Source organism: Corynebacterium sp. HMSC078A10 (genome assembly GCF_001811565.1).
In the GTDB taxonomy this organism is placed as follows: domain Bacteria; phylum Actinomycetota; class Actinomycetes; order Mycobacteriales; family Mycobacteriaceae; genus Corynebacterium; species Corynebacterium hesseae.
Map to the genome: position 1 here is coordinate 140274 of NZ_KV805185.1, position 24238 is coordinate 164511.

29 protein-coding genes, 1 tRNA gene and 1 pseudogene are annotated in these 24238 nt (G+C 59.9%); 12 read left to right on the forward strand and 19 right to left on the reverse strand.

Annotated features, from left to right (window positions below; genetic code table 11):
- The first annotated feature begins 13 nt into the window (after nt 1-13).
- The 4 genes from HMPREF2808_RS02510 to HMPREF2808_RS02525 are packed head-to-tail and all read left to right on the forward strand — an operon-like array spanning nt 14 to nt 2085.
- Nucleotides 14-529 (forward strand): YbjN domain-containing protein, encoded by a 516-nt coding sequence (locus tag HMPREF2808_RS02510; protein WP_070532981.1) that lies wholly within the window; start codon nt 14-16, stop codon nt 527-529.
- Nucleotides 522-1043: a YbjN domain-containing protein gene (locus tag HMPREF2808_RS02515; protein WP_070532982.1), complete on the forward strand. Its 522-nt coding sequence runs from the start codon at nt 522-524 to the stop codon at nt 1041-1043. The genes HMPREF2808_RS02510 and HMPREF2808_RS02515 overlap by 8 nt, the downstream gene beginning before the upstream one ends.
- On the forward strand, nt 1040-1558 hold the full coding sequence (locus HMPREF2808_RS02520) for a hypothetical protein (RefSeq protein WP_070532984.1): 519 nt from the start codon (nt 1040-1042) through the stop codon (nt 1556-1558). The genes HMPREF2808_RS02515 and HMPREF2808_RS02520 overlap by 4 nt, the downstream gene beginning before the upstream one ends.
- Nucleotides 1555-2085: a hypothetical protein gene (locus HMPREF2808_RS02525; RefSeq protein WP_070532986.1), complete on the forward strand. Its 531-nt coding sequence runs from the start codon at nt 1555-1557 to the stop codon at nt 2083-2085. The genes HMPREF2808_RS02520 and HMPREF2808_RS02525 overlap by 4 nt, the downstream gene beginning before the upstream one ends.
- A 3-nt stretch (nt 2086-2088) precedes the next feature.
- Here the strand turns inward: HMPREF2808_RS02525 and HMPREF2808_RS02530 are convergent, their stop codons facing one another.
- From HMPREF2808_RS02530 to HMPREF2808_RS02565, 8 genes are read right to left on the reverse strand one after another with little or no spacing between them, the layout of a single operon-like run.
- Nucleotides 2089-2943 (reverse strand): PPK2 family polyphosphate kinase, encoded by an 855-nt coding sequence (locus HMPREF2808_RS02530; protein ID WP_070623518.1) that lies wholly within the window; start codon nt 2941-2943, stop codon nt 2089-2091.
- Nucleotides 2944-2968: 25 nt separating this feature from the next.
- Nucleotides 2969-3724 carry a sulfite exporter TauE/SafE family protein gene (locus HMPREF2808_RS02535; RefSeq protein ID WP_070623521.1) on the reverse strand — a complete coding sequence of 252 codons (756 nt, stop codon included), beginning with the start codon at nt 3722-3724 and terminating at the stop codon, nt 2969-2971.
- 6 nt (nt 3725-3730) lie between these two features.
- Nucleotides 3731-4207, reverse strand: a complete 477-nt coding sequence (coaD, locus tag HMPREF2808_RS02540) for a pantetheine-phosphate adenylyltransferase (protein WP_070524357.1) — start codon at nt 4205-4207, stop codon at nt 3731-3733.
- Nucleotides 4208-4209: 2 nt separating this feature from the next.
- Complete coding sequence (rsmD, locus tag HMPREF2808_RS02545; RefSeq protein ID WP_070532990.1) at nt 4210-4812, reverse strand: 16S rRNA (guanine(966)-N(2))-methyltransferase RsmD; 603 nt, start codon at nt 4810-4812, stop codon at nt 4210-4212.
- Between the two features lie 42 nt (nt 4813-4854).
- Nucleotides 4855-6951, reverse strand: coding sequence for an ATP-dependent DNA helicase RecG (locus HMPREF2808_RS02550; RefSeq protein WP_070623524.1), 2097 nt, complete (start codon nt 6949-6951; stop codon nt 4855-4857).
- Nucleotides 6952-6954: 3 nt separating this feature from the next.
- Nucleotides 6955-8340 (reverse strand): DAK2 domain-containing protein, encoded by a 1386-nt coding sequence (locus HMPREF2808_RS02555; RefSeq protein WP_070623527.1) that lies wholly within the window; start codon nt 8338-8340, stop codon nt 6955-6957.
- Nucleotides 8341-8350: 10 nt separating this feature from the next.
- On the reverse strand, nt 8351-8959 hold the full coding sequence (locus HMPREF2808_RS02560; RefSeq protein WP_185963192.1) for a uracil-DNA glycosylase: 609 nt from the start codon (nt 8957-8959) through the stop codon (nt 8351-8353).
- 35 nt (nt 8960-8994) lie between these two features.
- Nucleotides 8995-9993, reverse strand: a complete 999-nt coding sequence (locus tag HMPREF2808_RS02565) for a thiamine-phosphate kinase (protein WP_070623533.1) — start codon at nt 9991-9993, stop codon at nt 8995-8997.
- Between the two features lie 57 nt (nt 9994-10050).
- On the opposite strand from HMPREF2808_RS02565, the gene HMPREF2808_RS02570 reads away from it, so the two are divergent.
- Nucleotides 10051-10965 (forward strand): DUF3515 domain-containing protein, encoded by a 915-nt coding sequence (locus tag HMPREF2808_RS02570; protein WP_070623535.1) that lies wholly within the window; start codon nt 10051-10053, stop codon nt 10963-10965.
- Nucleotides 10966-11015: 50 nt separating this feature from the next.
- Here HMPREF2808_RS02570 and HMPREF2808_RS02575 read toward each other — a convergent pair whose 3' ends face one another.
- Both HMPREF2808_RS02575 and HMPREF2808_RS02580 read right to left on the reverse strand, forming a co-directional pair.
- Nucleotides 11016-12086, reverse strand: a complete 1071-nt coding sequence (locus tag HMPREF2808_RS02575) for a D-alanine--D-alanine ligase family protein (protein ID WP_070524372.1) — start codon at nt 12084-12086, stop codon at nt 11016-11018.
- Nucleotides 12087-12107: 21 nt separating this feature from the next.
- On the reverse strand, nt 12108-13106 hold the full coding sequence (locus tag HMPREF2808_RS02580; RefSeq protein WP_070623537.1) for an NAD(P)H-dependent glycerol-3-phosphate dehydrogenase: 999 nt from the start codon (nt 13104-13106) through the stop codon (nt 12108-12110).
- 147 nt (nt 13107-13253) lie between these two features.
- Between HMPREF2808_RS02580 and HMPREF2808_RS02585 the strand changes: the two genes are divergently transcribed.
- On the forward strand, nt 13254-14252 hold the full coding sequence (locus HMPREF2808_RS02585; protein ID WP_070623540.1) for an NUDIX hydrolase: 999 nt from the start codon (nt 13254-13256) through the stop codon (nt 14250-14252).
- Nucleotides 14253-14298: 46 nt separating this feature from the next.
- Here HMPREF2808_RS02585 and HMPREF2808_RS02590 read toward each other — a convergent pair whose 3' ends face one another.
- From HMPREF2808_RS02590 to leuC, 3 genes are all read right to left on the reverse strand, one after another.
- Nucleotides 14299-15159, reverse strand: coding sequence for a hypothetical protein (locus HMPREF2808_RS02590; protein ID WP_070623543.1), 861 nt, complete (start codon nt 15157-15159; stop codon nt 14299-14301).
- 75 nt (nt 15160-15234) lie between these two features.
- Nucleotides 15235-15825 carry a 3-isopropylmalate dehydratase small subunit gene (gene leuD, locus HMPREF2808_RS02595; RefSeq protein ID WP_070623546.1) on the reverse strand — a complete coding sequence of 197 codons (591 nt, stop codon included), beginning with the start codon at nt 15823-15825 and terminating at the stop codon, nt 15235-15237.
- A gap of 16 nt (nt 15826-15841) precedes the next feature.
- On the reverse strand, nt 15842-17284 hold the full coding sequence (gene leuC / locus HMPREF2808_RS02600; protein ID WP_070533006.1) for a 3-isopropylmalate dehydratase large subunit: 1443 nt from the start codon (nt 17282-17284) through the stop codon (nt 15842-15844).
- A gap of 48 nt (nt 17285-17332) precedes the next feature.
- Between leuC and HMPREF2808_RS02605 the strand changes: the two genes are divergently transcribed.
- Complete coding sequence (locus tag HMPREF2808_RS02605; RefSeq protein ID WP_070524385.1) at nt 17333-18046, forward strand: IclR family transcriptional regulator; 714 nt, start codon at nt 17333-17335, stop codon at nt 18044-18046.
- 76 nt (nt 18047-18122) lie between these two features.
- Here the strand turns inward: HMPREF2808_RS02605 and HMPREF2808_RS02610 are convergent, their stop codons facing one another.
- On the reverse strand, nt 18123-18869 hold the full coding sequence (locus HMPREF2808_RS02610) for a S1 family peptidase (protein WP_246818496.1): 747 nt from the start codon (nt 18867-18869) through the stop codon (nt 18123-18125).
- Between the two features lie 227 nt (nt 18870-19096).
- Here HMPREF2808_RS02610 and HMPREF2808_RS12890 point away from each other — a divergent pair, with 227 nt between their 5' ends.
- Nucleotides 19097-19387, forward strand: a complete 291-nt coding sequence (locus HMPREF2808_RS12890; protein ID WP_070708426.1) for a hypothetical protein — start codon at nt 19097-19099, stop codon at nt 19385-19387.
- 115 nt (nt 19388-19502) lie between these two features.
- A complete protein-coding gene (locus HMPREF2808_RS02620) occupies nt 19503-20219 on the forward strand; it encodes a hypothetical protein (RefSeq protein WP_246818423.1) in 717 nt (238 codons plus the stop codon).
- Nucleotides 20220-20275: 56 nt separating this feature from the next.
- Here HMPREF2808_RS02620 and HMPREF2808_RS02625 read toward each other — a convergent pair.
- Nucleotides 20276-20348 (reverse strand) — tRNA-Glu (locus HMPREF2808_RS02625).
- A gap of 73 nt (nt 20349-20421) precedes the next feature.
- On the opposite strand from HMPREF2808_RS02625, the gene HMPREF2808_RS13460 reads away from it, so the two are divergent.
- The 3 genes from HMPREF2808_RS13460 (at nt 20422) to HMPREF2808_RS02635 (ending at nt 21709) form a co-directional block, all read left to right on the forward strand.
- On the forward strand, nt 20422-20577 hold the full coding sequence (locus HMPREF2808_RS13460; protein ID WP_154761985.1) for a hypothetical protein: 156 nt from the start codon (nt 20422-20424) through the stop codon (nt 20575-20577).
- 405 nt (nt 20578-20982) lie between these two features.
- The gene (locus HMPREF2808_RS02630) at nt 20983-21387 is read left to right on the forward strand and encodes a hypothetical protein (protein WP_070623551.1); all 405 of its coding nucleotides are present in this window, start codon (nt 20983-20985) and stop codon (nt 21385-21387) included.
- Complete coding sequence (locus HMPREF2808_RS02635; protein ID WP_070623554.1) at nt 21380-21709, forward strand: transcriptional regulator; 330 nt, start codon at nt 21380-21382, stop codon at nt 21707-21709. The genes HMPREF2808_RS02630 and HMPREF2808_RS02635 overlap by 8 nt, the downstream gene beginning before the upstream one ends.
- On the opposite strand, the gene HMPREF2808_RS02640 is transcribed toward HMPREF2808_RS02635, so the two are convergent.
- From HMPREF2808_RS02640 to HMPREF2808_RS13465, 4 genes and pseudogenes are all read right to left on the reverse strand, one after another.
- Nucleotides 21704-22267 (reverse strand): RBBP9/YdeN family alpha/beta hydrolase, encoded by a 564-nt coding sequence (locus HMPREF2808_RS02640; protein WP_070623557.1) that lies wholly within the window; start codon nt 22265-22267, stop codon nt 21704-21706. The genes HMPREF2808_RS02635 and HMPREF2808_RS02640 overlap by 6 nt on opposite strands.
- A gap of 244 nt (nt 22268-22511) precedes the next feature.
- A pseudogene (locus HMPREF2808_RS02645) lies at nt 22512-22700 on the reverse strand (integrase core domain-containing protein); the annotation flags it as partial.
- Nucleotides 22681-22848 (reverse strand): type IV pilin protein, encoded by a 168-nt coding sequence (locus HMPREF2808_RS12895; RefSeq protein WP_083309023.1) that lies wholly within the window; start codon nt 22846-22848, stop codon nt 22681-22683. The pseudogene HMPREF2808_RS02645 and the gene HMPREF2808_RS12895, both read right to left, overlap by 20 nt.
- 101 nt (nt 22849-22949) lie before the next feature.
- A partial coding sequence (locus HMPREF2808_RS13465) for a hypothetical protein (protein ID WP_070623560.1) occupies nt 22950-24238 on the reverse strand: 1289 nt, incomplete at its 5' end.

Sequence of the window (24238 nt, forward strand, 5' to 3'; positions counted from 1 at the left end):
GTGAGTAGAAGAATTGACGGACACCACTAATCACGACGACGCGCAGCAGCGCCAGCTGCAGCCCGACACCCCCATCGAGGAAGTCACCCTCGAGCGCATCGCGGAGATCTTTGAGTCAGAGAACTTGGAGTACCGCATCGAAGAGCAAAAGACCCAGGACGGCCAGACGGTCAACCTTCTGCGCACCGGTTTCTCAAACGCCGCCATTGCCTTCCAGCTCGTTGGCTCCTCCCTCATCGTCGATTCCGTGTGGCGCGGCTCGGTCCCCGCCTCCGAGGGGCCTGCGCTCCTCATGCACATCAACGCGTGGAACCAGGACCATTTCACCCCGACTTTCCGCTTCTTCGAGGCACCCGATAACGCCTTGGCGGTCTCTGGTGCGCGTGATCTCGACGTGACACATGGTGCCTCCCGCAACCAGCTTGGCGCGTTCGTCATGTCTACCTTGGATGCCGTGTTGCAGTCCTTCGAGTGGATTGAACAGCAGTACCCGCAGCTCGTTACCTGGAAGGAGCACAACCATGACTAATCCGACAACCACCGCCGCCGAAGACCCGCACGCACTGCCGGAGGTCACCCTCGACCGCATCATCGAGGCGATGAAGACCTTCGACATCGAACTCGAGCCAGTCACCGGCCGCGACGATGCCGCCACTGCAAACCTCAACGGTCTGCCCTGCATGTTCGCCGTGTTGGAGAGCGTTGCCATCGTGCGCTGTGATGTGCCGACGGACGTCAACTACGCCAAGGCTGATGCAGGCCTTTTCCTGGCGGCCAACCAGATCAACTCCGTGGCCATGGGAGCCCGCGCGGTGATCGCGGACTTCGACGGCATGCTCCTCGTGCGCACTGAGGCCGACCTTCCGTGTGCGGCCGGTATGAATGACGAACAGTTGGCAGCCGCACTGCGCGCCTCCGTGGATGGTGTCATCAACGCGCAGAACGCTATGGTCGCCGCCGCCGAGGAAATGGCCAAGCTCGGTTCGGAATCCGCCGCGCAGGCGGGAGAAGGATCCGAGGCCGCCCAGGGTGAACAGCAGTGACCGATCTCCACGTGGTTGAGCCGGTCACCATCGACCGGCTGGCGCAGTTGTGCGAGCTTATCGACGCCGACTATGCCCTCATCGAGGCAGCACCTGAAGCCGACGAGGACGCGGCCGCCGACAACTCCCCGGCCGCGCGGCGCGTGCTGCAAACCGGTGTGCCCCATATCGCGGTGCACTGTGACCTTGACGCCGAGGGTGACGTGTTGAGCGCCTTCGCTTCCTGGGAAGGCACGCTTCCCGCACACTTGGAGCACGACGTGGCCGCCGCCGTGGCGGAGCTGAACTGGGCTAGCGTTGCACCGACGTTGAGTTATCTCGTGGAAGAGGATGCAAAGGGAAACGAGGAAATCCACCTAGGTGCTAACCGCGCCATGGCTGTGGGCGAAGGCCTCTCCTTGGCCCAGCTGGGCCACTTCTTGTTGAGTTCCCTGTCCAGCTTCGCGGAAATCTTCGATATCGTGGCGCAGCGCTTCCCGCAGGCAGTCACCTGGGATAAGAAGGAGCAAGCATGAGCCAAAACTCGACAACGAACCAGAATGCATCCGTAGGTTCTGATCCTTTCGATATCCTGTCCGGCTCGCCGCTGCCCACCGTGAGCCGGGATCGCGTGCTCACCGCGCTGAACAGCACCGAACTGGACATGGCGGCCACCGCGCACCCGGAGGATGCGACTACCGCAGTTGCCCGCCTCAACGATCTTGATTGGGTCATCACTGCGGAAGAGGGCCTTGTGCGCATCGAGTGCGTGCTCTCCACGCAGCTCAACGCCGACATGCTCCCCATCTTCCACGTCCTGTGCAATGAGTTCAATGCAGGCGCATTCGATGGGCGCGCGCTCGTCGGGCTGGTCGAGGATGAGGTGGAGCTGCGCGGTGACTCTTGCTTCGTCACCACGGCGGGCCTGAACGAGGACCAGCTCTTCCACGCGCTTAACGTGGGCGTGATTAATGCCCAAGAAGCGCTGCTCTCTGTTCTCGATACCTTCAACGCCGCGGCCCGTGAACTTGCCCGCGACGTCGATGACGCAGAAAGCGACTAGCTCTTAGTCGGCGTCCTTAATGCGCTGGCGCTCTACTTCCGGATCAAAGTCGGGCGCTGGCCATTCCAGGTCCAGGTGGCGTAGGAGATCCACGATGAGGAACTTCAGCGCCATCCGGGCATACTTCTTATTATCGGTGGGGATGACGTACCAGGGTGCGTAGTTTTCATCTGTGCGCCGAATGGCATCCTGATAGGCCGCCATGTACTCATCCCAATAGGCGCGCTCTTCCACATCGGAAGGGTCATATTTCCAGAACTTGTCCTCCCGTTCCGTGCGCTCCAGTAGGTTCTTCTTCTGCGCGTCCTTGGACAGGTGCAAGAAAACCTTGATGACCTTGACGCCCTTCGCCGTCAGATCCAGCTCATAGTCGCGGATGGCGTCGATGCGTCGGTCCACTTCTTCTTCATCGATCCACTCGTGTACGCGTTGGATGAGGACATCCTCGTAGTGTGAGCGGTCAAAGGCCACGATTTGTCCCGGCTGTGGGTCGTGTTTACGGATGCGCCACAAGAAGTCGTGTTCTAGTTCCTCCTCGGTGGGCTTGCCAAAGCTCACGGTCGTGGTTCCCTGAGGGTCAAAGGTGCTCAACACGTGGCGGATAGCCCCGCCCTTGCCTGAGGTATCCATGCCCTGCAAGACAATGAGTACCGCCGGGGCGTCCTCACCATAGCTGCGGCCATTGGCAAAAAGCCGTTCTTGGAGTTCATACAGCTCATCATCGTACTTGGAGAAGCGAGCGGCGAGCTCCTCCTTATCGCCGTCAAAACCGGGCGTTGCCGAAGCATCGACCGAATCAATCTGAAAATTCTTGCCAGCGCGCAGGGACAGTGCGTCCTCAATCTTGAATTTCGCCATGGGTTCCACCCTACCCAGGCGCTGTCTAAGCACCCAGAGTGAACAAGCCTCGCAGTAGTGCGATCAACGCACCCAAGCCGGCGAGCGAAAGCGAGAGCTTGTGCGCCTTATCGCGCGAGACCCGTCCGGCAATCTTCTTTCCTAAAAAGATGCCAACGCACATGCCAATTACCCCACAGGGCCACACCAGCCAGTGCAGTCCCTCGAAGCCGCCAGAACCCAAGAAGGATTTCGTTAGCACCGAGGACAATCCGCCGATAAAGAAACAGGGCTGCAAGGTTGGCGCGAGGACTTCCTTCGGCCACCGTGCTGCCTGCGCATACACCGTGATGACAGGGCCGGCCACGCCCGCGAGCGTGTTGGTGAACCCGCCCAAAATGCCCGCGGAAATGGCCGGGCCCGTACCGCGCATCTCCGGGACGAACTTTCGCCCGAAGACCACCACACCCAACGCGATCAACAAGGCCGCGCCAACGAGTACCAACAATGCTGCGGTATCAATACGCGCGATGAGCAGGGCTGCCGGGATTGAGCCGAGGATCATGAAGGGGCCGATGCGCAGCCACTTTCCCCAATCCACGTTCTCACGCATCGAATAGGTCGTGAGAACAGCGTTAAGGCAGGCCAAAACATTGATGACCATGATGCCTTCCACCGGGCCGAGGAAGAGGGTCAGGATTGGTCCACCAATGAGGCCAAGGCCCATGCCGGACACTCGTTGCAGGCAGGAGCCAGCTAGAACTGTGAAGAGAACAACGAGCGGTATTGCCAGTACAGACATGTCCCCTTAGCCTCGGTAGCGTTCCATGACAGCAGCAGCCACATGCTCCGGGAACATACCCTTGACGTCGCCTCCGTAGTGTGCCACCTGCTTGCACAGCGAGGAGGAAATGTAGCCATACTTCTCATCTGTTAGCAAGAAGACCGTATCGATTCCGGAAAGGCGCCGGTTCATCTGCGCCATGGGCAGCTCGTATTCATAGTCCAAGGAGGAGCGAAGGCCCTTCACAATCGTGTCTATGCCATGCGCGCTGGTGTAGTCCACGAGCAGACCGCCCCACCAGTCCACCTCGATTTCCGGGGCGACGGTACGGCGAATCAAATCCACGCGCTCCTCCACGCTGAACAACCCGGAAGGCTTGTCTGGGTTGCCCGTCACCAGCACCGTGACCTTGTCAAAGAGCTCGCTCGCACGGTTAAACACGTCAACGTGCCCTAGCGTGATGGGATCGAAAGAGCCGGGGCATACGGCGTGGGTCGGCATGGCTAGTCCTCCTGGTTGTCGGTGTGATTGGTGTCCGAGGTCTCCGCGTCGCGGTGATAAATCGCCATATCAAAACGCGCGATACCGAAGGTCCGCTTCTTGAGCTTCTGACCGGTGGGCTCGAAACCTTCCGGCCATTGTGTCTGGGGCGAATTTACATGGCGCTCGATGACAACAATCGCGGCATCATCCAGCACCGGCTCGATCGCAGCGAGAAGCCCGTCGACGTCATCGAAGCTATACGGCGGATCCGCGAGCACCATGTCGAAATAGCCGCGCGGTGCGGTGGCCAGGTAGGAGGAGGCATTCATTTCTCGTACCTCTACGCGCGGGTGCTTGACCACCCCAATGTTATGGCGGATGACCTTTACGGCCGCGGCGTTGTTCTCGACGAGGACGACTTCTTCGGCACCGCGGCTGGCCGCCTCCAGACCCAGCGCACCTGAGCCCGCAAACAGATCCAGCACGCGGGAATCAATGAAACCCCAACGCACGTTCAGAGATGAGAAAAGGCCCTCACGGGCACGGTCGGACGTGGGCCTAGTCCCGGCTTCGGGCACCTTAATGGTGCGCCCGCGGGCCTCCCCGGCGATGATTCTGGTCATGGCTTCTACCCTATCTCCCCTGTCCCTGCCGCGGAGACTCCCCTAGTTCTTCTCTAAAAAGCCCTGCTCATCGGCGCTCAGGTTGTGCGTCAACTGCTCCGCCAGGTCAGGATTGCGCTCAACCAATGCGGCGGCATCGGCATGCGTGCGCTCGATGATGTCCCTGTCATAAACAAGGTCGAGCAATTTGAGCGTGCGCTTCGTGCCGGATTGGAGTGTTCCCAAGATGTCGCCTTCGTGGCGTTGCGTGAGATCCAATTCGGCAAGGTCAAAGCCGGACGGCGTATCCGCAATGGCTTTGATACGTCGAAAGGACTTGCTGTCAGGCTCAGCCAGCGTATGCAGCAAACACACGGATTCGTTTCCGCCGCGGCCCACGCGCCCGCGCAGCTGATGCAACTGCGAGACTCCAAAATTCTCTGATTCACGGATGAGCATGACGGTGGCATTGGGCACATCGACGCCGACCTCAATGACCGTGGTGGCCACGAGGACGTCAATCTCCCCGCGGGCGAATCGCTCCATCACCTCATCCTTATCAGGCATCTTGCCGTGGAGCATCTCCACTCGAAGCCCGCGAAAAGGCAGGTTGCGCAATTGCACAGACATGGTTTCCACCCCGCCCTCGCCTTCAATTCGCGGGCAGACGATATAGGCCTGGTGGCCTTTGCTCACCTCTTCGCGAATGCGCTCGATGGCGCGTCGCACCCATTCCGGTTTCCATTCAGGCACCACCGCCGAGAGGATGGGTTTGCGCCCACCGGGCAGCTCCTTGAGCGTCGAGACTGCCAGGTCACCGAAGACGGTCATGGCAATGGTGCGCGGAATGGGGGTTGCTGTCATCACCAACACGTGCGGGCTGATGCCCTCACGCGTCTTGGTGCGCAGACTATCGCGCTGCTCCACGCCGAAGCGGTGTTGCTCATCCACGATGACCAGGCCAAGATCGAAAAACTCTACGCTGTCTTGGATGATGGCGTGGGTGCCGATGACGATATCGGCCTCACCAGAAACAATCTCCAGCAGCGCCTTGCGCTTCTCCGCCGTCTTCATCGACCCGGTCAAGACCGTAACGGTGACACCATCCGGAACGCTGGCGCTTATCGACGCCCCATGCTGCGCCGCCAGCACCTCCGTCGGCGCCAAGAGCGCGGCCTGCTTGCCGGCGTCTACCGCTTGCAGCATGGCACACGTGGCAACGAGCGTTTTTCCTGAGCCCACCTCACCTTGCAGCAGTCGCATCATGGGCGCGGTGCCGCAGAGATCAGCATCGATTTCGGCAATGACGCGGCGTTGGCCGTCGGTCAGCGCAAAGGGCAGCTCAGAAAGCAGCTCATCGCGGTAGCCCTCCAGAATGGCCGGCATCGGGGTTGCCGTGCGCGCCTTGACGTCGCGCTGACGGAGGGCCATGACCAATCCGATCGACAAGGCCTCGTTGTATTTCAGGCGCTGGATGGCGCGTTCCGGCCCGCTGTCTCCCGGTTCGTGGATTTCGCGCACGGCTTGATCCAGGGTGACCATCATCCGATAGTCCAGCGGCTCCGGAATAGGCGAGGTGTGTTCGAGCACCTTGTGGATGGCACCCATGATGTACCACGACGTCACCTTCCCGCTGGCCGGGTAGACGGGGATCCATTCACGTTGCAAGAAGGTGTCTAGTGAACCGAACTGGGAGAGCTTTTTGAGCGAGCCTGTCCCCTGCCCGGTTGCGCTATCCAGTAGGGACTCCTGATAGCGGCCGGGATCAAGGATGAGAAAGTCGGGGTGCTGCAGGCTGGGATATCCGCGAAAGTATTTCAGCTTGCCGGAGAGCATGACGCGCATACCTCGGCCCAGCACGCGCTGGACGTAGTGCGCGTTAAAGAAGGAGGCTTGGACTCCGTTATCCATGTAGAGGATAAACACCATGGCTTTAGAGGTGTGCTTGACGCGGGCCTCCTCAATGACGCCGGTGATGGTGACGTGATCTCCGTCCTCGGCACCGCCGAGGCCCACGTCCTTGTTGTGGCGGATATAGTCACGCGGATAATGGCTAAGCAGCTCCCCGCACGTGGTGTAGCCGAAGGCGCGCTTGAACGCCGCGGCATCCTTCTTCGCCAGTACTTCCGTCAGCGCCCGATCGTCTTGCCATCCCAGCATGGTCTACTCCACCCCGATCTCCGTGCGCAATCCGGGAACTCGAAGCACAACGACGTCGACACCAAGAATCTGCGTCAACTCTTCAGCATCGATGTCACAGCCGGACAACACAGTGATTTGTTCGCCCCCATAGGCCAACTGGGTGCGGCATGCCGCGATGATGCCGTCGAGGCTTTCTGTTTCCGGATGAGCCACCCGCATGGAACGCGCGGCATCGGACATAGCGGCCACTACTTCGGCCGAACGAGAGGGGTTGGGCGAATACACCGATAGCGCGGCGAGCCCGGCCACGATGGAGCCAGTCGGTATGACTGTCGCCCTGCCTGGATCCCCACCGCACCCGTTGGGCAGGAAAAGATCGCCTACCGCAGCGTTCTCTAGATCCTCGCCGGGCCCAATTGCTCGCGCCCCAGCCTTCTCAAATAGCTCCCGCGCGGCACCTTCGGGCACCGCGGCAAAAATGCGCCGCTGCGGGCTCTCGCCCTCGCTGTGCTTCGTGGCGCACGCCCCCGCCTCTGCGGGCGGCAGCGCTTCGAGCCGCAGGTTGCTGACCTTTCCCAGGCCGTAGGCCTTTTCGATCACCGTGCCGGCCTCAGAACTATGGATGTGAACGCTGCCAGAGGTGTCCGTCGCCCGCGCGATGACGAGGCTATTGCCCAGCGGGGCCAAGGTTTGTTCAACCTCAGCGAGGTTTCCCTCAAAGAAGAAGACGGCTTCGATCTCTGCGAGCTTCTCAGGTTTCTCTGGCGCCGAAACGCTCAACGGCTGGTTGGTGGGTTCTTCACCGGTGACCTGTGCAAGGAGGCACTCCAGCAGAATCACGAAGCCGGTACCGCCGGCATCCACGACACCTGCCTCGCGCAGCGCGGGCAGTTGCGACGGAGTCTGCGCCAAGGCCTGCCGTGCGGCGTCGAGTGCCGCGACCAGGATGCCGTGTAGCTGGGCACCGGGCTGCCCGGCGGCCTCACTGGCAGCGGCCGCCGCAGCGCGCAAAACGGTAATGATGGTGCCTTCTACTGGGGCGGCAAGCGCGCGATCGACCAACGTGACAGCCAGCGTCAAAGCATCAGCGAGGACCGCACCATCTACGCGCGAGTCCGTTGTGGCATCGGCAACGCCACGCAGCACCTGCGAGAGCACCATCCCCGAGTTGCCGCGGGCACCGCGCACCGAGCCGATGGCCAATGCTTCGGCGACGTCCGCCTCACCCTTATCGGCCTCCGCCAAGGCGGACTCCATGGTGTGCGCCATGTTGGATCCCGTATCCGAATCGGGCACCGGGAAAACGTTGAGGGCATTGATTTCAGCGCGGCGGCGCTGCAGCTCCTCCACGGTTCGTGCGGCCCACTCGTGCAAACCACGAGCATCCAACTCGGCGGGATATGACATGGTGGCTAGTTTACAAGCGCCAGTCCACCGCGGGGACGCCACGGGCTTCTAAGGCCGCGTTTGCGCGGGAGAAAGGGCGCGAGCCGAAGAAGCCACGCCGCGCTGACAACGGCGAGGGATGCGGGGAAGTAATACAGTCCGTGCCCGGTAGGAAGGCCTGGCAGGACTGGGCGTCGCGGCCCCACAGGATGGCCACGATATCGCGCCCCGCCAGCGCCCTAATGGCGGCCTCGGTAATCGCCTCCCACCCGAGGCGGCGGTGCGAGCCCGCCTGGCCCGGGGCCACGGTGAGTACCCGGTTGAGCAGTAGCACGCCCTGGTCAAACCAGGCCCGCAGGTCACCATCGGCGCGGCCGGGGATGCCGAGGTCGGCGCCAAGCTCGGCGTAGATATTCTTCAGCGAACGCGGGGCCGGAACACCCGGCCGCGTGGAAAAGGACAAGCCCATGGCATGCCCCGGTGTGGGATAGGGATCCTGGCCCACGATGAGCACCCGCACGTCCTCGAGGGGCATCGACAGGGCGGCGAAGACGTCCTCGGCCGGTGGCAAGAACTCTGCCCCAATCGAGCGCTCGATGCGTGGGAGGTTGTCCTCCAAGGCCTGCCTGATGTGCGGCATCCAAGAATAGTGGATGTGAGAAGTATCGATGTGGCTCACGCAAATCCCTCCCAGCCCTCGCTATAGCGAGGTTCCTCTCCATTGATAGTTACTCCGGTGCCGCGCATCACCCGGCCAATTTCCCGGAACCCAGAGGGGGCAGCCTTAAACGTCGTAGCCAACAGCGTGTGGTCCTCCCCACCCGCCAAGACCCACTCCCAAGGGTCGATGCCGAGCACCGCACCGGCGGCGGCCACAAGCGGATCGGGGGCAATGGCGCCGCGGTCAAAATCGATGCGCACCCCGGAGCGCTCGGCCAAGTGCCCCACATCGCGCACGAGTCCATCCGAGTTATCCGTCATCGCGGTCGAGCCGGTTGCCCGAGCGATGACGCCGCGCCCGGGTGCGAGGGTGGGCGCGCAGTGGGCGTCGATCAGCGGCCAGAGCTCGTCCAGCTCCGGGGGCAGCGCGCGGCCAAAACGTTGTAAGAGGGCCAAGCCCGCTCCGGAATACCCAATCTTGCCGTGCGCCACTAGCTTCTGGCCCGCACGCGCACCATCCAGAGTTAACGGTGCGCCGCTTCCGCCCAAAGAGCCCATCGCTGTGACGTTGATGACCAGGCTGTCGCTGCGGGTCAAATCACCGCCGACCAGCTCGGCGTTGTACACCGCGCAGCGCTCAGCAATGCCTTGCGCTATTCCACGCACGAAATCCACCGGGGTATCGCCCGGGGCGGCGATCGCCAGAAGCGCTGCAGTGGGCCGAGCCCCCATTGCCTCAATATCGGCAAAGTTGCGCACGATGGCCTTGTGACCTACTTCCGCGGCGGTGGACCAGTCCCGCCGAAAATGCCGGCCTTCCACCATCATGTCCGTCGAGGCCACAGTGCGTGAATTAGGCGCCGCCGGATAAAGCACCGCGGCATCATCGCCGTTGAGCGCGCTCGGCGCTGCGGTGACGATTTCATGGATAACGTGCCGTTCGCCGGCTTGGTCGAGGGTATGGGATAAACCCACCGTCACGGACTCCTTTTCCTTGCGCAGATGGCGCACCATTCTGGTATGCCTTCAACGTTCGTTCTTCTTGGGCTATCAGCGATAGGATAAGCCCCTATGGATACCCAATTTAACCGCACCGCTATATACATCTCACTCGGGATTGCCATCGCGATGGTCTTCGCGGTGATTTTTGGGGCAAAGTACGTCATCACCAGCGCCGCGCAACAGCCGGTGGCGCTGCCTCCCACTCCGTCTGAAGCAGCGGACTCCCCCGAATGCGCCGCTGTCGTCGACGCTCTGCCGGAAAAGCTCATGGGATACTCACGGGTCAAACTCGTCGACCCAGCCCCGGCGGGTGCCGCAGCCTGGACGAAGAGCTCGGAGGACAAAGTAACTCTGCGCTGTGGCGTTGACCTGCCGCAGCAGTTTACGGATTATTCCCAGACCATCGAGGCCGACGGCGAATCCTGGTTGCAGGTCATTGACGCCACCCCCGGCTCGAACCTCACGACGTGGTACAGCACCCAGCGCACTCCTGCGGTCGCCGTGACTACGCCTACAGGCGACGCACAGTCCGACGCCCCGCAAGGGCTAACAGAAGCCCTCAACAAACTAGATAAGAAGCCTCAAGACCCCAATCCGGCACCGCTATCCAAACTCAAGGCAGGTCCGGATTCCATGTGCCCCGCACTGGACAAGGCTCTGCCAGACTCACTCGCAGAGGGCTATACGCGCCGCACGGATGCTGGCGATAAGAACACCTGGGTCTACAGCGCGCCGGGCTATGAGGAAATAGTTGTGCGCTGCGGTGTCGCCGCTCCGGAGAACTACCGCGCGGGCGTTCAGCTCCAGCAGGTTAATGACGTCCCTTGGTTCGAGGACACCACGCTGGCGGAAGGCACCACGGCCGGCACGTGGTTCGCGCTCGGCCGCGCGGAGGACCTCGCGCTGTCTGCCCCGCAAGAAGCGGCGAACTCGGCACTGGTGCGGCTTAGCGACGCCCTCGTTGAAGCCACCCCCGCTCAGTAGGTGTCGCGGCCTCTTTCTTCACCACCTTCCTTTCGCGCACTGCTCAGGGACTAGGAACGCGCGAGGGCGGTCTGGATGAGAGTATCGAGCAGCTCGGCGTAACCCACTCCCACGGCGGCGAAGACCTGCGGGTACATCGAAATCGGCGTGAATCCAGGGAAGGTATTGATCTCGTTGATGCAATAAGAGTCTTCGCTAACGAAGAAATCCACGCGCGACAGCCCCGTTGCGCCCAGCGCCCGGAAGGCCTCGATGGCGCGCTGACGCAGCTCGTCGATGAGCTCCGCGCTCAGCGGCGCAGGAATCGCCGCCGACACTCCCTCATCGATGTACTTGGCGTCGAAGTCATAAAAGCCTTCCTCCGACTCGGTGGTCCCCAAAAGCTTGGCCGGAACAGAGGCTTGCAGGCTTCCGTCCGGGTGCTCGAGGACGCCCACCTCAACCTCGTCTCCGCGGATCTCTGGCTCGACTAGGACCTTGTCATCGGACTCATAAGCCAGGGCCAGCGCCGCGTCAAAATCTTCCCACGCGGAAACCTTGGAGACACCGATGGAGGAACCGCCCCGCGCCGGCTTCACGAAGACAGGCAAACCAAGGCGCTCTTTCTGAGCATCATTCAGCGTATCTCCACCGCTAAGCACTTCTTGGGGTGCGACGGGAAGACCTTCGGCCACCAGGAGCTTCTTGGTGAACTCCTTGTCCATACCCACCGCAGAGGCCAGTACGCCCGCGCCGACGTAGGGGATTCCGGAAAGCTCAAAAAGGCCCTGCACCGTGCCATCTTCCCCATAGGGTCCATGGAGAACTGGAACGATGACATCCACCTCTGTGTAGTGCTCGTGGCGGGTGACATTGTGGATGCGCCCGCGTGTTGCGGGGTTGAGGGATAGCGCCAACTCATCGTGGAGTTCCACCTCAGGCAGGCGCCCATCGACGATGGCAAGGCCCGCGCGGTTGCCCTGGGTCCAGGTGCCTTCCCGCGTGATACCGATCGGCACGACCTCATACTTTTCTGGATCTAGGTGCTCCATGATCGCGCCGGCGGAAATGCATGACACCGAGTGCTCGGAGCTGCGGCCGCCGTACACAACGGCTACGCGCACAGGTTTCGCTTCAGTCATACCGAGCAACTTTACTCGGCTTTACTCAGCTTTCTTGGTACGACCCATCAGAGCGACGATCATGTCGTCGACAGTCACGCCACGGTGACACACTCCATAGACCGCCTGGGTAATGGGCATCTCCACGCCCGCGCGCTGCGCCAACCTAAAAATGGAATCGGAAGAGATAACGCCTTCCGCGACCTGCCCGTTGGTAGCCGCGGTAGCTTCCTCCAGAGTCCCGCCCTGGCCAAGGCGGTAGCCAAAGGTACGGTTGCGCGAGAGCGTCGAGCTGCACGTCGCCACAAGGTCACCCATTCCAGCTAGACCAGAGAAGGTAAATGGATCCGCGCCCAGTTTCACACCAAGGCGGGTAATCTCAGCAAGCCCGCGCGTGATAATGGTCGCCATCGTGTTATTGCCCAACCCCTTGCCAGCGGCCATACCACACGCAAGAGCAATAACGTTCTTGCAGGCGCCACCAATTTCTGCGCCGATAACATCGGTGTTGGTATAGGGGCGGAAATATGGAGCGGCAGCTGCGTGCTGGACGGCCTCCGCGCGGGCAGCATCGCTGCAGGCAATAACCGTAGCGGCCGGCTGCTCCTGAGCCACCTCCTTGGCCAAGTTGGGCCCTGAGAGCACGGCAATGCGGTCAACGGATACGCCGGCGGCGTCCGCGATGACCTCGCTCATCAAGTTAAGCGTAGCTTTCTCCACGCCCTTCGAGATTGAGACCAAGGTAGCGTCCTCCGGCAAGAGCGGCGCCCATTTCTCCAGGTTTCCGCGAAGGGTTTGGGAAGGAACGCCGAAGATGACGATGTCTGCAGTTTTCAGAGCAGCGGCGGGTTCGGTGGTTGCCCGGATCGACTCAGGCAGTAAGAGCTCCGGGAGATAGTCCGGGTTTTCGTGGCGCGTGTTGATGGTGTTTGCCAGTTCCTCGCGGCGCGCCCACAAGCGGACGTCATTGCCGGCGTCAGCAAAGACTTTCGCCAGCGTGGTTCCCCACGAACCCGCGCCCATTACTGCCACGTTTGCCATGTGCCACCTCACGATCAATTTCACTGCATCGACCTTTTCCATTAAAGCACGCCCGGCATTGAAATACGTTCGGCGCGTAAAGCTGCATCGTGACGGCGAGTGGAGGAAGATGGAGAAGGTCACAAGCTACAGGCACAAAGGAGCAGCATGCCCAAGGCAAAGAACATGCATGAGACGGATAAAGACATCCGATCGGAGGTCTTCATCTCTGGTCGCCACCAGGAGATCCCTGTCGATCCGGCGGATGAGTTCAAGCGGACGACGCTTGCCGCTGGTGCGGTTCTCTGGCGTGGGGATCCACACGATCCGGAGGTTGCTATCATCCACCGCCCGCACTACGACGATTGGTCGCTGCCTAAGGGCAAGGTCGATCCGGGCGAATCTCTTCCCGTCACCGCCGCGCGCGAGATCTTCGAGGAAACCGGCTACACCGTGCGCCTGGGCAAGCTCATTGGCAAGGTGGCTTATCCCGTTCAAGGACGCACGAAGGTTGTCTACTACTGGCTGGCACGTGTACTCGACGGCGAATACACCACGAATTCGGAGACCGATGAGCTGCGTTGGATGACAATCGACGAGGCCTGCACGCTGCTCTCCTATGACGTTGATACGCAGGTGCTGGCGAAGGCCAAGAAGCGCCTCCGCCTGGCTCCGACGACGCGTGTGCTCTATGTACGCCATGCACGTGCTCACCAGCGCCGCTCCTGGGAGGGCGATGATGACCTTCGCCCGCTGGATAAGAAAGGCCGCCGCCAAGCAGAGATGCTCGTGCCGATGCTCACGCCTTTTCACCCGACCGCGATTTACAGCGCCCCGCCGCAGCGCTGCCAGCACACCGCCGCACCGTTGGCGGATGAGCTCGGCATGGACATCGCTGTTAACAAAGCATTTGGTGACGATGTGTTTGCTGAATCCCCTGAAGACGCCCGCGCGGCCTTCCAGCGCGTTGTTGACGGCGGCGGAGTCCCCGTCATTGTGAGCCAGGGACTAACCATTCCGGGAATTATCGAATCCTACGCGCCGAAGTTCATCACGACTCCCATCGACGAGCTCAAGTTCAAGAAAGCTTCGGTGTGGGTGCTCTCCTTCAACGACGGTGAGCTTACCGGCGCAGACTACCTAGCTAGCCCGCTGCCCGTGCGATAAGCACTACATCGCCACTTCACTAGGTACCTTTCGCCGCCCTGCTGTTCTATTCCCAACGCACAGCAGGGCGGCGCTGCATAGCGCGGGTGAAAAGGACCATCCCCAAAGCCCAGATCGGGTAGGCGGCAAGGAAGCCGACGATGGGGATAAATATGACAAAGCTCGTGATGATGGAACAGACCAGAATAAAGAGCAGCGATTGCCCAAGGTTCTCAATGACCAAGTTCAAAGCCTCCCGGAAGCACTCCATGAGAGGCTTATCCGGGGCATCAGCCTTGATGACAGGCGCTGGCCACAGAAGCGCAAAGAGAATCAGTCCGGGGAAGCCGCCCGCAATTGTTCCGAGCATTGCCAAAATAAAGAAGCAAGCATAGACGCCGGCGCAACCATTCAGCTGGGCAAACCTAAAGTAGTCGCGGAAGGTGACCTTCTCCCCATCAGCGATCTTCCGGGAGCCATTAAAGAGGTTCGCCATCAGCCAGAAAAGATAAGCGAAGGCGGCTAGCCCCATGACAACCATGAGAGGGATCCCCACGGTAGTCGCTAAAGGCTCGATGTCCGTGCCATTTCCTTCCATTACTGCGAATACACCGCCTACAACGGTTCCCGGCACAAGAAGAAGAGCAAACGTGATAATGAGATGCACCAGCATGGCCAGCATTCCTGGCACCGGTTGCTTTAAGTAACCCTTGAATGACTGGCCCAGAATATCCATGGCGTCAATGGGCGGCGCTCCTGCCCCGCCGGGTGGGTTGCCAGGTACTGCGCCGGGCTGGTGGTACCCGTACCTTCCAGTCTGCTGGTAGCCGTAGCCGTTGGGTTGCTGGTAGCCGTAGCCACCGTACCCGGTGCTGCCGCCGAATTGATTGCCGTTCTCTCTGCTAAAGCCGTCAAAAGAATTAGTCATGCTGAGGATGTTAACGGCGCTATGTGCACTGCGCCACAGGAGGCGGGGAATACTACCCCACCGGTGCCGCCTCCGCTAAGACGCAACGACGCGCGGTTTGAATCCCGGGCGCTTGGATTCAAAGGCATCGATATCGTCCTCGTTACGCAAGGTCAGGCCGATGTCGTCGAGCCCCTCCATAAGGCGCCAACGGGTGTAGTCATCGATATCGAAGGTATAGCTATTGCCGCCCACGGTAACCGTGCGCGCCTCCAAGTCGACGGTGGTTTCGGTCTCCCCGGCCTCCAGCTGCTTCCAGATAAGCTCAATGTCTTCTTGTTCCATGAGTCCCGTCAGCAAGCCCGCTTTACCGGAGTTGCCGCGGAAGATATCTGCGAAGCGCGAGGAGAACACCGCCTTGAAGCCGTATTCCGCAAGCGCCCACACCGCATGCTCACGGGAAGAACCGGTACCAAAGTCCGGGCCCGCGAAGAGCACGGAGCCCTCTTTAAACGGTTCCTGGTTGAGCACGAAGTTTTTATCGCTGCGCCAATTGGAAAACAGGCCGTCGGCAAAGCCGGTGCGCTTCACGGATTTCAGGTAACGCGCGGGAATAATCTGGTCGGTGTCCACATTGGAGACACGCAGCGGAACGCCGACGCCCGTGTGAGTAATAAACTTCTCCATTGTCTTTTTCCTTTCCTTAAGCGCCGGCGACGGCGGAATCGTCGATGTCTGCTGGTGCGGCCAGGTGGCCCAGAACGGCAGTTGCCGCAGCGACGGCCGGGGACACCAGGTGGGTGCGGCCACCAGGGCCCTGACGGCCCTCAAAGTTGCGGTTGCTTGTCGACGCCGACCTCTCCCCCGGCTTCAGCTGGTCCGGGTTCATGCCCAAGCACATCGAGCAGCCAGCGGTGCGCCACTCGGCGCCGAAGTCGGTGAAGATCTTGTCCAGCCCTTCCTCCTCAGCCTGGGCCTTGACCACGGCCGAAGACGGAACCACCATCATGCGGGTATCAGCCGCGATGCTGCGCCCCTTGACCACTTCGGCGGCCGCGCGCAGATCCTCGATGCGCGCGTTCGTGCACGATCCAAGGAAGACCGTGTCGATCTGGATATCGCGCAGCGGCGTGCCGGGTTTCAGGTCCATGTAGGCCAAGGCCTTCTCGACGGCGGCTTTTTCGCCGTCGTCGCCGCACTCCTCTGGGTCGGGCACGGTAGCGCTCAATGGCAAGCCCTGTCCCGGGTTAGTACCCCAAGTCACGAAAGGCGTCAACGCGGAGCCGTCGATCTCCACGACGGTGTCGAATTCGGCGCCGTCGTCAGTCGGCAGCGTCTTCCAGTACTCGACGGCCGCGTCCCAATCTTCTCCTTGGGGTGCGAACTCACGGCCCTTGACGTACTCAAAAGTGGTCTCATCCGGAGCCACCATGCCGGCGCGGGCACCGGCCTCGATGGACATATTGCAGATGGTCATGCGGGCTTCCATCGACATCTTGCGAATGGCCTCACCGCGGTACTCGATGATGTGGCCTTGGCCGCCGCCGGTGCCAATCTTGGCGATGATCGCCAAAATCAAATCCTTGGCGGAAACGCCCTCCGCCAGCTCACCGCTGACCTCGATGGCCATTGTCTTAAAGGGCTTAAGCGAAAGTGTCTGGGTGGCCATGACGTGCTCCACCTCAGAGGTACCGATGCCCATGGCAATAGAACCGAAGGCGCCGTGCGTCGACGTGTGCGAGTCACCGCACACGATGGTCATGCCGGGCTGCGTAATGCCCAGCTGAGGACCCACTGTGTGAACGATGCCCTGTTGAGCATCACCCATCGAATGCAGGCGCACGCCGAACTCTTCACAGTTCTTGCGCAGCGTGGACACCTGCGTGCGGGAGACCTCATCCTTGATTTCTAAAAGGTTACCGGACTTAATGCCCACGGTTGGAACGTTATGGTCCTCAGTGGCCAGGTGCAGCTCTGGGTGACGCATCCTGCGACCGGCCAGGCGAAGACCATCGAAAGCCTGCGGGCTGGTAACTTCATGCAAGAGTTGGAAGTCAATATAGAGAAGATCGGGCTCGCCGTTCTCCCCTTTACGCACGACATGGTCGCGCCATACCTTCTCTGCGAGTGTCAGTTTCTCAGTCATGTGCCTCTCCACTTGAAATCTCAATTAATGGGACGTAGATTTCATTATATGGGAGAGTATAGTGCAGTATCAGGAATTAAGGTATTGGATCGCGCGGTAGCCATCATGATGGCCGCGACCAACCAACCTTCTACGCTCAACGAGCTTTGCGAGACCACCGGCCTGCCTCGGGCAACGGCACATCGTCTCGCCACAGCGCTCGAGGCGCACCGAATCCTTACCCGCACCCCCGATGGAAAGTGGGGCGCTGGGCCGGCCCTACCCGGCAACCGTGATCGCATAATCGAAACCGCAGGCCCCATTATGGAGGAGCTTCTCGACGCCACCGGTGAGTCCGTCCAGCTTTACGAACTCTCCGGCACCACGCGCACGTGTATCGCCACGCGCGAGCCGGAGATCGGACTCCACAACGTGGTGCCCGTAGGCCGCCAGCTTCCACTCACCTCCGGTTCCGCCGCCCGCGTCTTCGCCGCCTTTGCTGATGTCCATGTTCCCGATGCCATCTTTAGTGAGCACGATGTCGAGCTCGCGCGCACCAACGGCTACTCCGAATCCATCGAAGAGCGCGAGTCAGACCTCGCTTCCGTTTCCGCCCCCGTCTTCGACGGCGCAGGGAACTTCATCGCCGTCCTTTCCGTCTCCGGTTCCGCCGAACGCTTCCGCCCTTCCCCGGCAGAAAAGTTCGCAGATGTCCTGGTTAGCGCATCCAACCGCTTAAGTGCCGCACTCTCCAATGGCACGCCACGCGACGGCCACCGCTAAGACAACCCGCTAAGAACTGGCCACTTAGCGCAGCGCAATGCAGCGCAGAGGAGTCTAAAGCCTCGAGGCTGCGTTCCTAAATACCGAGACCGAAATACATCGCAAGGCCGCGCAGCCCTTCCGGTCCCGCGCTACTCGTCGAGGACAATGCCTCACCTGTTTCTTGGGCCACCCGGACTGGATTTCCTGGCTCCCGGTTGGGGCGGCGCGGCACCCAACCCTGGTGCGGCAGGCGCGCTAGTTCATCCGCATGTGGCATGCGCGCATAATTTGAGAATGTAACTGTCCGGCCACCCCGGTTAGCCTGGGTAACCCCCTGGTAAATGCCCACAACGCCCGGCTGCCCTGGGACGGACACTGCTCCACCGCTATCCCCAGGCGCCAGCGACACGTCGGCCGCATAGTTCATGCCCGGAAAGACACCCGGCCCCTTCACCGCGGTGCCACACTGACGCGACGCGGCCTGCCCATCGAAGCACACCGTTGAGCCTTCACCAGGCACCGGTGCCATGCCATCCCCGGTGAGCGGGTTGCCTGCCGAATAGGTTCCGCCGGCGAATTGAATATAGGCCAAGTCATGCCCCGCAGCCCCCGAGGGCGTGAACCAACGCAACGTTCCTAGGTGCTGGCCTGCTTCGTTATACACTTGTTCGCCATTTAAGCCACAGTGCGCCGAGGTCCACGCCCGATTAGCCTCGACGTAACCAACAGTGCACAACGCGCCATCAGAAGCCGCGATCTTTTGCCCCTGCCGAACCGGCACCCCCTCAGCAGCGGTCGCGGGGGCGGCGAGAGCAAAGGCCAGCGAGCATGCGCCAGCCATGAACGCAAAGCCTGGTAAGACACGGGAAAAGCGAAGTTGCGGAGACCTTTTCATCATCACCCCACTCTAGCCCGCGCTAGGCCAATCCTCCCTTCACGCCCCGCGTTCAGCTCCGGCGATACCCCCACCCACCCACCCCCACTATTGAAAGTGGATTGGAAACACGCTTTACTAACATTGATAGCTACTGAAAATGTAGTGAAAATCCCCGACCTCCAGGAGGAGCCATGACCCACACCATCCACGACGAGCACACCCACGTCCACGGCGAAGGCTGCGGCCACGTCGCCTTCCCGCACGGCGATCACACCGACTACGTACACGACGGCCACATTCATCGCGAACATGAAGGCCACTGGGACGAGTGCGAGGCATCCGAGCACACCGTTCACGATGCCCACGAACACGAGCACGGCGAGGGTTGCGGGCACGTCGCTATTCCCCATGGCGACCACGTGGACTACCTGCATGATGGTCACCGCCACGCGGCACATGACGGCCACTGGGATTGCCACTAAGAGCTACCCCGATTCTGTTTATTGAGCTGCCCAATCTGAGTGCACGTCACTGTGATTGGGCAGCTTTCCCCGTTTTCCCCAGCGCATCGCCACACATCTCGTTAGGGTGGGCTTTATGACTTCCACGCGCGCCCACCGTCCCATCGCAGCTTTTGCAGCCATAATCACCGCCGGTGTTCTAACAGTCGGATGCTCCACGTCATCCGAGATGGCAGCGCCGTCGAGGACGGAAACGGCATCGGGTGAGCCAACGTTTGAAAACACTTACCCGGCATTTCAGCCGCTTAACGATGACGCTGAGCTTCACGTTCCGAACACTGCCGACGAGGCAGCCCCCGACGGCCCTGAACCAACCTTGCCGGACAACGCTAGCGATCAGCCTGCGGACCAGGCTCAACAATCTGACACACAGGTCCAGAGTGCACAAGGAGCCCAAGCCGCCCAACCAGCCGCAGGCCAACGCCAAACCTCTCAAACGGCACAAACAGCCACGTATAACAGCCTTTCTGAACAACTCCCCGAGGGCGACGCCAACGGCGCGTCAGTCAACGTTTACGGCACGCCCGCCACTGTGTGCCAGATGGGCGATGGCTATAACATCGCTTTCGTCATGGCCGGTGCGAACACCAGTTGCGATTTCGCCCGTTCCACAGCAGGCCGCTTGATGACCTTGGCGCCAGGCTCTAAAGACGACCTCCGGTCCTTCATCCCCGGACAGGTCACCGTCAACAGCCCCATTACCCAACAGAACTATTCACTGACATGCCAAACCGATGAGCACGAGGTCATTCGCTGCACCGGCGGCAATAACGCTGAGGTCCTCATTGTCTAGTCTTTAGCCTAAACCGAAAAGGCGGCGAGCATGATGCTCGCCGCCTTTTATTTTTGTACCCCGTACGGGATTTGAACCCGTGTTACCGGCGTGAGAGGCCGGCGTCCTAGGCCGCTAGACGAACGGGGCTCGTTTAGCTGTCCGTTGCGGACTTGCTAAACACTATAGGATCGGCGAAAGAATGCACAAATCGTCAGCTAGCATGGCCTTTTACACAAAGAAAATCCCGAACCTCGTTGCCGCTTTCGACTGCGATGAAATCATTGACTCTCAGGGCCCGGGTGCGGATCGAATCAGTGGTTATTCCGCTGGCGTGCCGTTGGCAGCTGGGGCCGGAGCACTCGTTAGTCATCGCTAGAGGTTCGGGAGGACACGTGCGCTAACAGCATGTGGTGCAAGGCTCCTACTTCGCTCGAATGTTGGCTTTAAGAAGTTGTGGATTATGGCGATGCCGCCTCGTATTATCTGCTAGAGTCGCGTCGGCGATAGTGATGATTATCAGCTTCCGCCATCCGCTCTCCTTTCTGTCGGGAATGCCTTATACCTGCAGTGTATGACCGCCAAAGGCATAGCGGAAGGGATTAGACCAATTGGCCACTGGTATACCCCCTGGTAACTTTCCCAAGTCCGCTTACACTTGGACTTTTAACCCTCCGGTAAGGGGCACAACCACACCACTCCTTGATTACAACAGCCCGCACCCCTTACTTGCACTTAATGCAAGTGATACACTTGCATTAGATGCAAACAAAGGAGTCAGGCCATGAACGATGAACTCAAGATCATTCAAGACGCCCAACAGCGGACCGCCTGGACACAAAGCTGGTGGGCGGTAGCACTTGTAGCGCTCGGTATCGGTAGCAGTCTTGCGCTATCCAAGGTGTCCTGGTGGTACACACTCGCAATCCTGATACCGACGTTCATTCTCGGTTTCCTCCTCAAGGACAAGATCGCGAACCCTTTTGTTCGCCCCAACCCCAACAAGGGGCCGAGGAACGATCGCGCCACGTGGTCACGCGTACTACTTCCCGGCGCAATGATTTTCTCCACCACGCCGACACCTGATGCATGGCCATGGATGATCACCAGCGGGGTCGTCGTTTCCGCGGCGATGGCTTGGATGCTCTACGAGAACCGCAACGCGGCCATAAAGGGCTCCAATGCCTAAGGACGCACCCAACCAATCCCCTGAGCTAGATCCAGTTATCCACCCGATTAACCGCCTCAGAATCTGTGCCACGCTCTACTCCGCCGGTGCCACCGACGGACGGCAAATGAAGTACAGCAAACTCGCCGAGTTGACCGAGCTCCCCGCCGATACGCTGTCCAAGCAGTTAAAGCACCTCGAGGATCACGGCTACATTAGCCGCACCCGGGAGTATGGTTCTACCCGCGCCAAGGACGCCGTGTGGGTCGCGCTCACCGAGGCGGGTGCACAGGCTTACGCGCAGCACGTGGAGGCGCTCAAAGCGATGACTGAGGGCCTATAGGCTGCGCAGCCACTGCGTGATGCGATCCCCCAGCTGTGGAAGCTCGGTATAGCCGTCGTCTTCAAGAAAGTGTCCCGCGTCGTGGATGGTGATGGGCGTGGCCGAGAGGGCGTCGGCAAGCTGCTGCGTGAGGGAAGGGTCCACCAGGACATCGTCAGTAGACACGAAGACCTCTGTGTGCGCGATGTGGTGCTTGACAGCCGGCACGTCGACGCGAGCCTGGCCAATAAACTCGTCAAGCTCTGGGATCACACGAAGCTTCTCCACAAACCCAGAGACAATGAAGAGCCCAGGAAGCTCCCACTCACCCTCCAATGCAGTGAGATAGTGCAGCAACGCGGTGCCGCCCAGGCTATGCGTGATGATGCAGGTATTAGCGTTTGGACGCTCAATATCGTTGCGTATCGACTCTACCCACTCATCGAGCTTCGGAGCGTTCGGTTCCGGCAGCGCGATGGTGTGAACGGTGTGGCCATCGGCGGTCAACAGGCGCTCTAGCCACGGGAACCAGTGACTGTCAGGGCTGGCTTGGTATCCATGAATAATGTAGAAGCGCATGGTCGCCGATCATACGAAAAAAGAGTGGCAAGCTCATCGTACTCGCCACTCTGTGGTGGTACGCCAATCATCCCGCAACACATACGAGGTTTTGTCAAGCGCCACTGAGCCCTTCAAAGAGGTCAATCTACCAGGGTTAATGAGATAAATATCTGGGGTTGCCCGCAAATCGTGGACACGTAGTGGAGCTACCTAGTGGTTAGGCAGCTATTTCTTTTCTGCTGATGGTTGAACCGGTGTGGTTCTCGAAGTCGACGGGGCTGACCATCCCCAGTGCGGAGTGCCGGCGCCGACGGTTGTAGACGACTTCAATCCAGTAGGCAACAGCCTTGCGTGCGGCATCACGGGTAGGCCAGCGCTTACGGTCGTAGAACTCGATTTTAAGCGTCGACCAGAACGACTCGGCCATCGCGTTATCGAAGCAGTATCCCGTTATACGCCACAATGGAGATAGCAGCTAAAATACCTATCACTACAATTACAATCAGCAACTCCACAATCGTAAAGCCTGGTAGCCTACGGCTCTTGGATTGGGCTCTTCCAGTAAAGTAGCTTCCGATGTGCAGAGATTGCTTCTTCATATGTCTATTTATCGTTCCTCTATTTAGTTATCTGCATCAATTTAAACATAAGCGGCAGGAAACTTAAAGCGCAGCATGCGGAGCTAATTATCTAAATGTATTTACAGTCGACCTCGTCTGCGGGCTGATATCATATACCTAATCCCCTTGACGATGACAAACCTTAAAGCCTTCTCAGGCAGCTCATCACGCTGCGTCTGAATAAAGTTGGAGGTAGACTCCTGAAGTTTACTCTGCTCGGCTAGCGGAATAGCTTTCCGATTGACCGATAGCTGCGTTGCCTCACCGAAATCGTAGGTGAGCTCCAATATGTCATTAGCCTGCTGATGCAACTCCAGTGCCCGAGCCTGGTTGGTTACACGCTTACGCTCTGCGTACCGAGCCACATCGAACGCAACTTTTCCGAGGTTCGCAATCCTCTTCACCCGCTTCCGAACTCGATCAGCCCTCAGCGCACACAGCGTCTCTAGCTCCTCACTGTAGGCCTCGATGGACTCCTCCAGCTTTTCCTTAAGCTTGAAATCGTCCAGTCGGCATTCGGCTAGATAGACTTTGGCAAGAACACCAAGCCACTGCGAAATCTCATGGTGGGCCGAATCAGTAGCGGCCTGTACCTTTTTGATGCCGCCTTGTTTTGGAAGGTCGTTAACAATCCCGAAAATCTGATCCCATGCATAGCTCTCAACCACATTCACGGTGTTTTGGAAGGAGATAATCTCGTTCATAAACCGAGGGTCGACGACCCCTTCGCGCTCATACCGGAGCGTGGCTTCTCGGAGAGTCTTCAGTAAACCCTCAAGATCGGACTTCTTAGTCTGATCAATCTTCCTGATGACGACATCTAACTTCTGATCAATCTTCTTGACATAAGCAGTGATCTCAGCCATGGACTGCTGAGTCGCAAGCTGCATCATTATGCCGCCGACGCCAGAGAGCATCGCTGGGTTAAGGAGCTTAGACCGAATGCCTACCTCCATTTGCGCCCATTTCTTGATGTTCCCGCGTGTGCCCAGCATCACGTGCTTGATCCCAGGTACGTCAGTGTCAACCAGTCCGAACTCCTTAATGCCCTCGAGCGTCTCTTTCGTGAGCCTCACGAAGCGACCTGAATTTTCAGAGATCTCAGCCATCCCCTGAACCAGAGCCCCACTGTTCTTCAGCTGTTGGTCGAGGATACGAGCAAGGTTCCCGCCGATCGCCGCTGTCTTCAACTCTGGGATAGCAAGCGAGTCTATGAACACCTGGATAGCCACCTCATCACCAAAGACCATCACCTCGCTGCCGCGCACAACCACCTCTACTTCCAGAGACTCCAGGGCCCCTCCGGAAGCCTCATCACCCTCGTCACTAGAGCCGAGATTGTTCAGAAGACTGAAATGGTAGCGGTGTG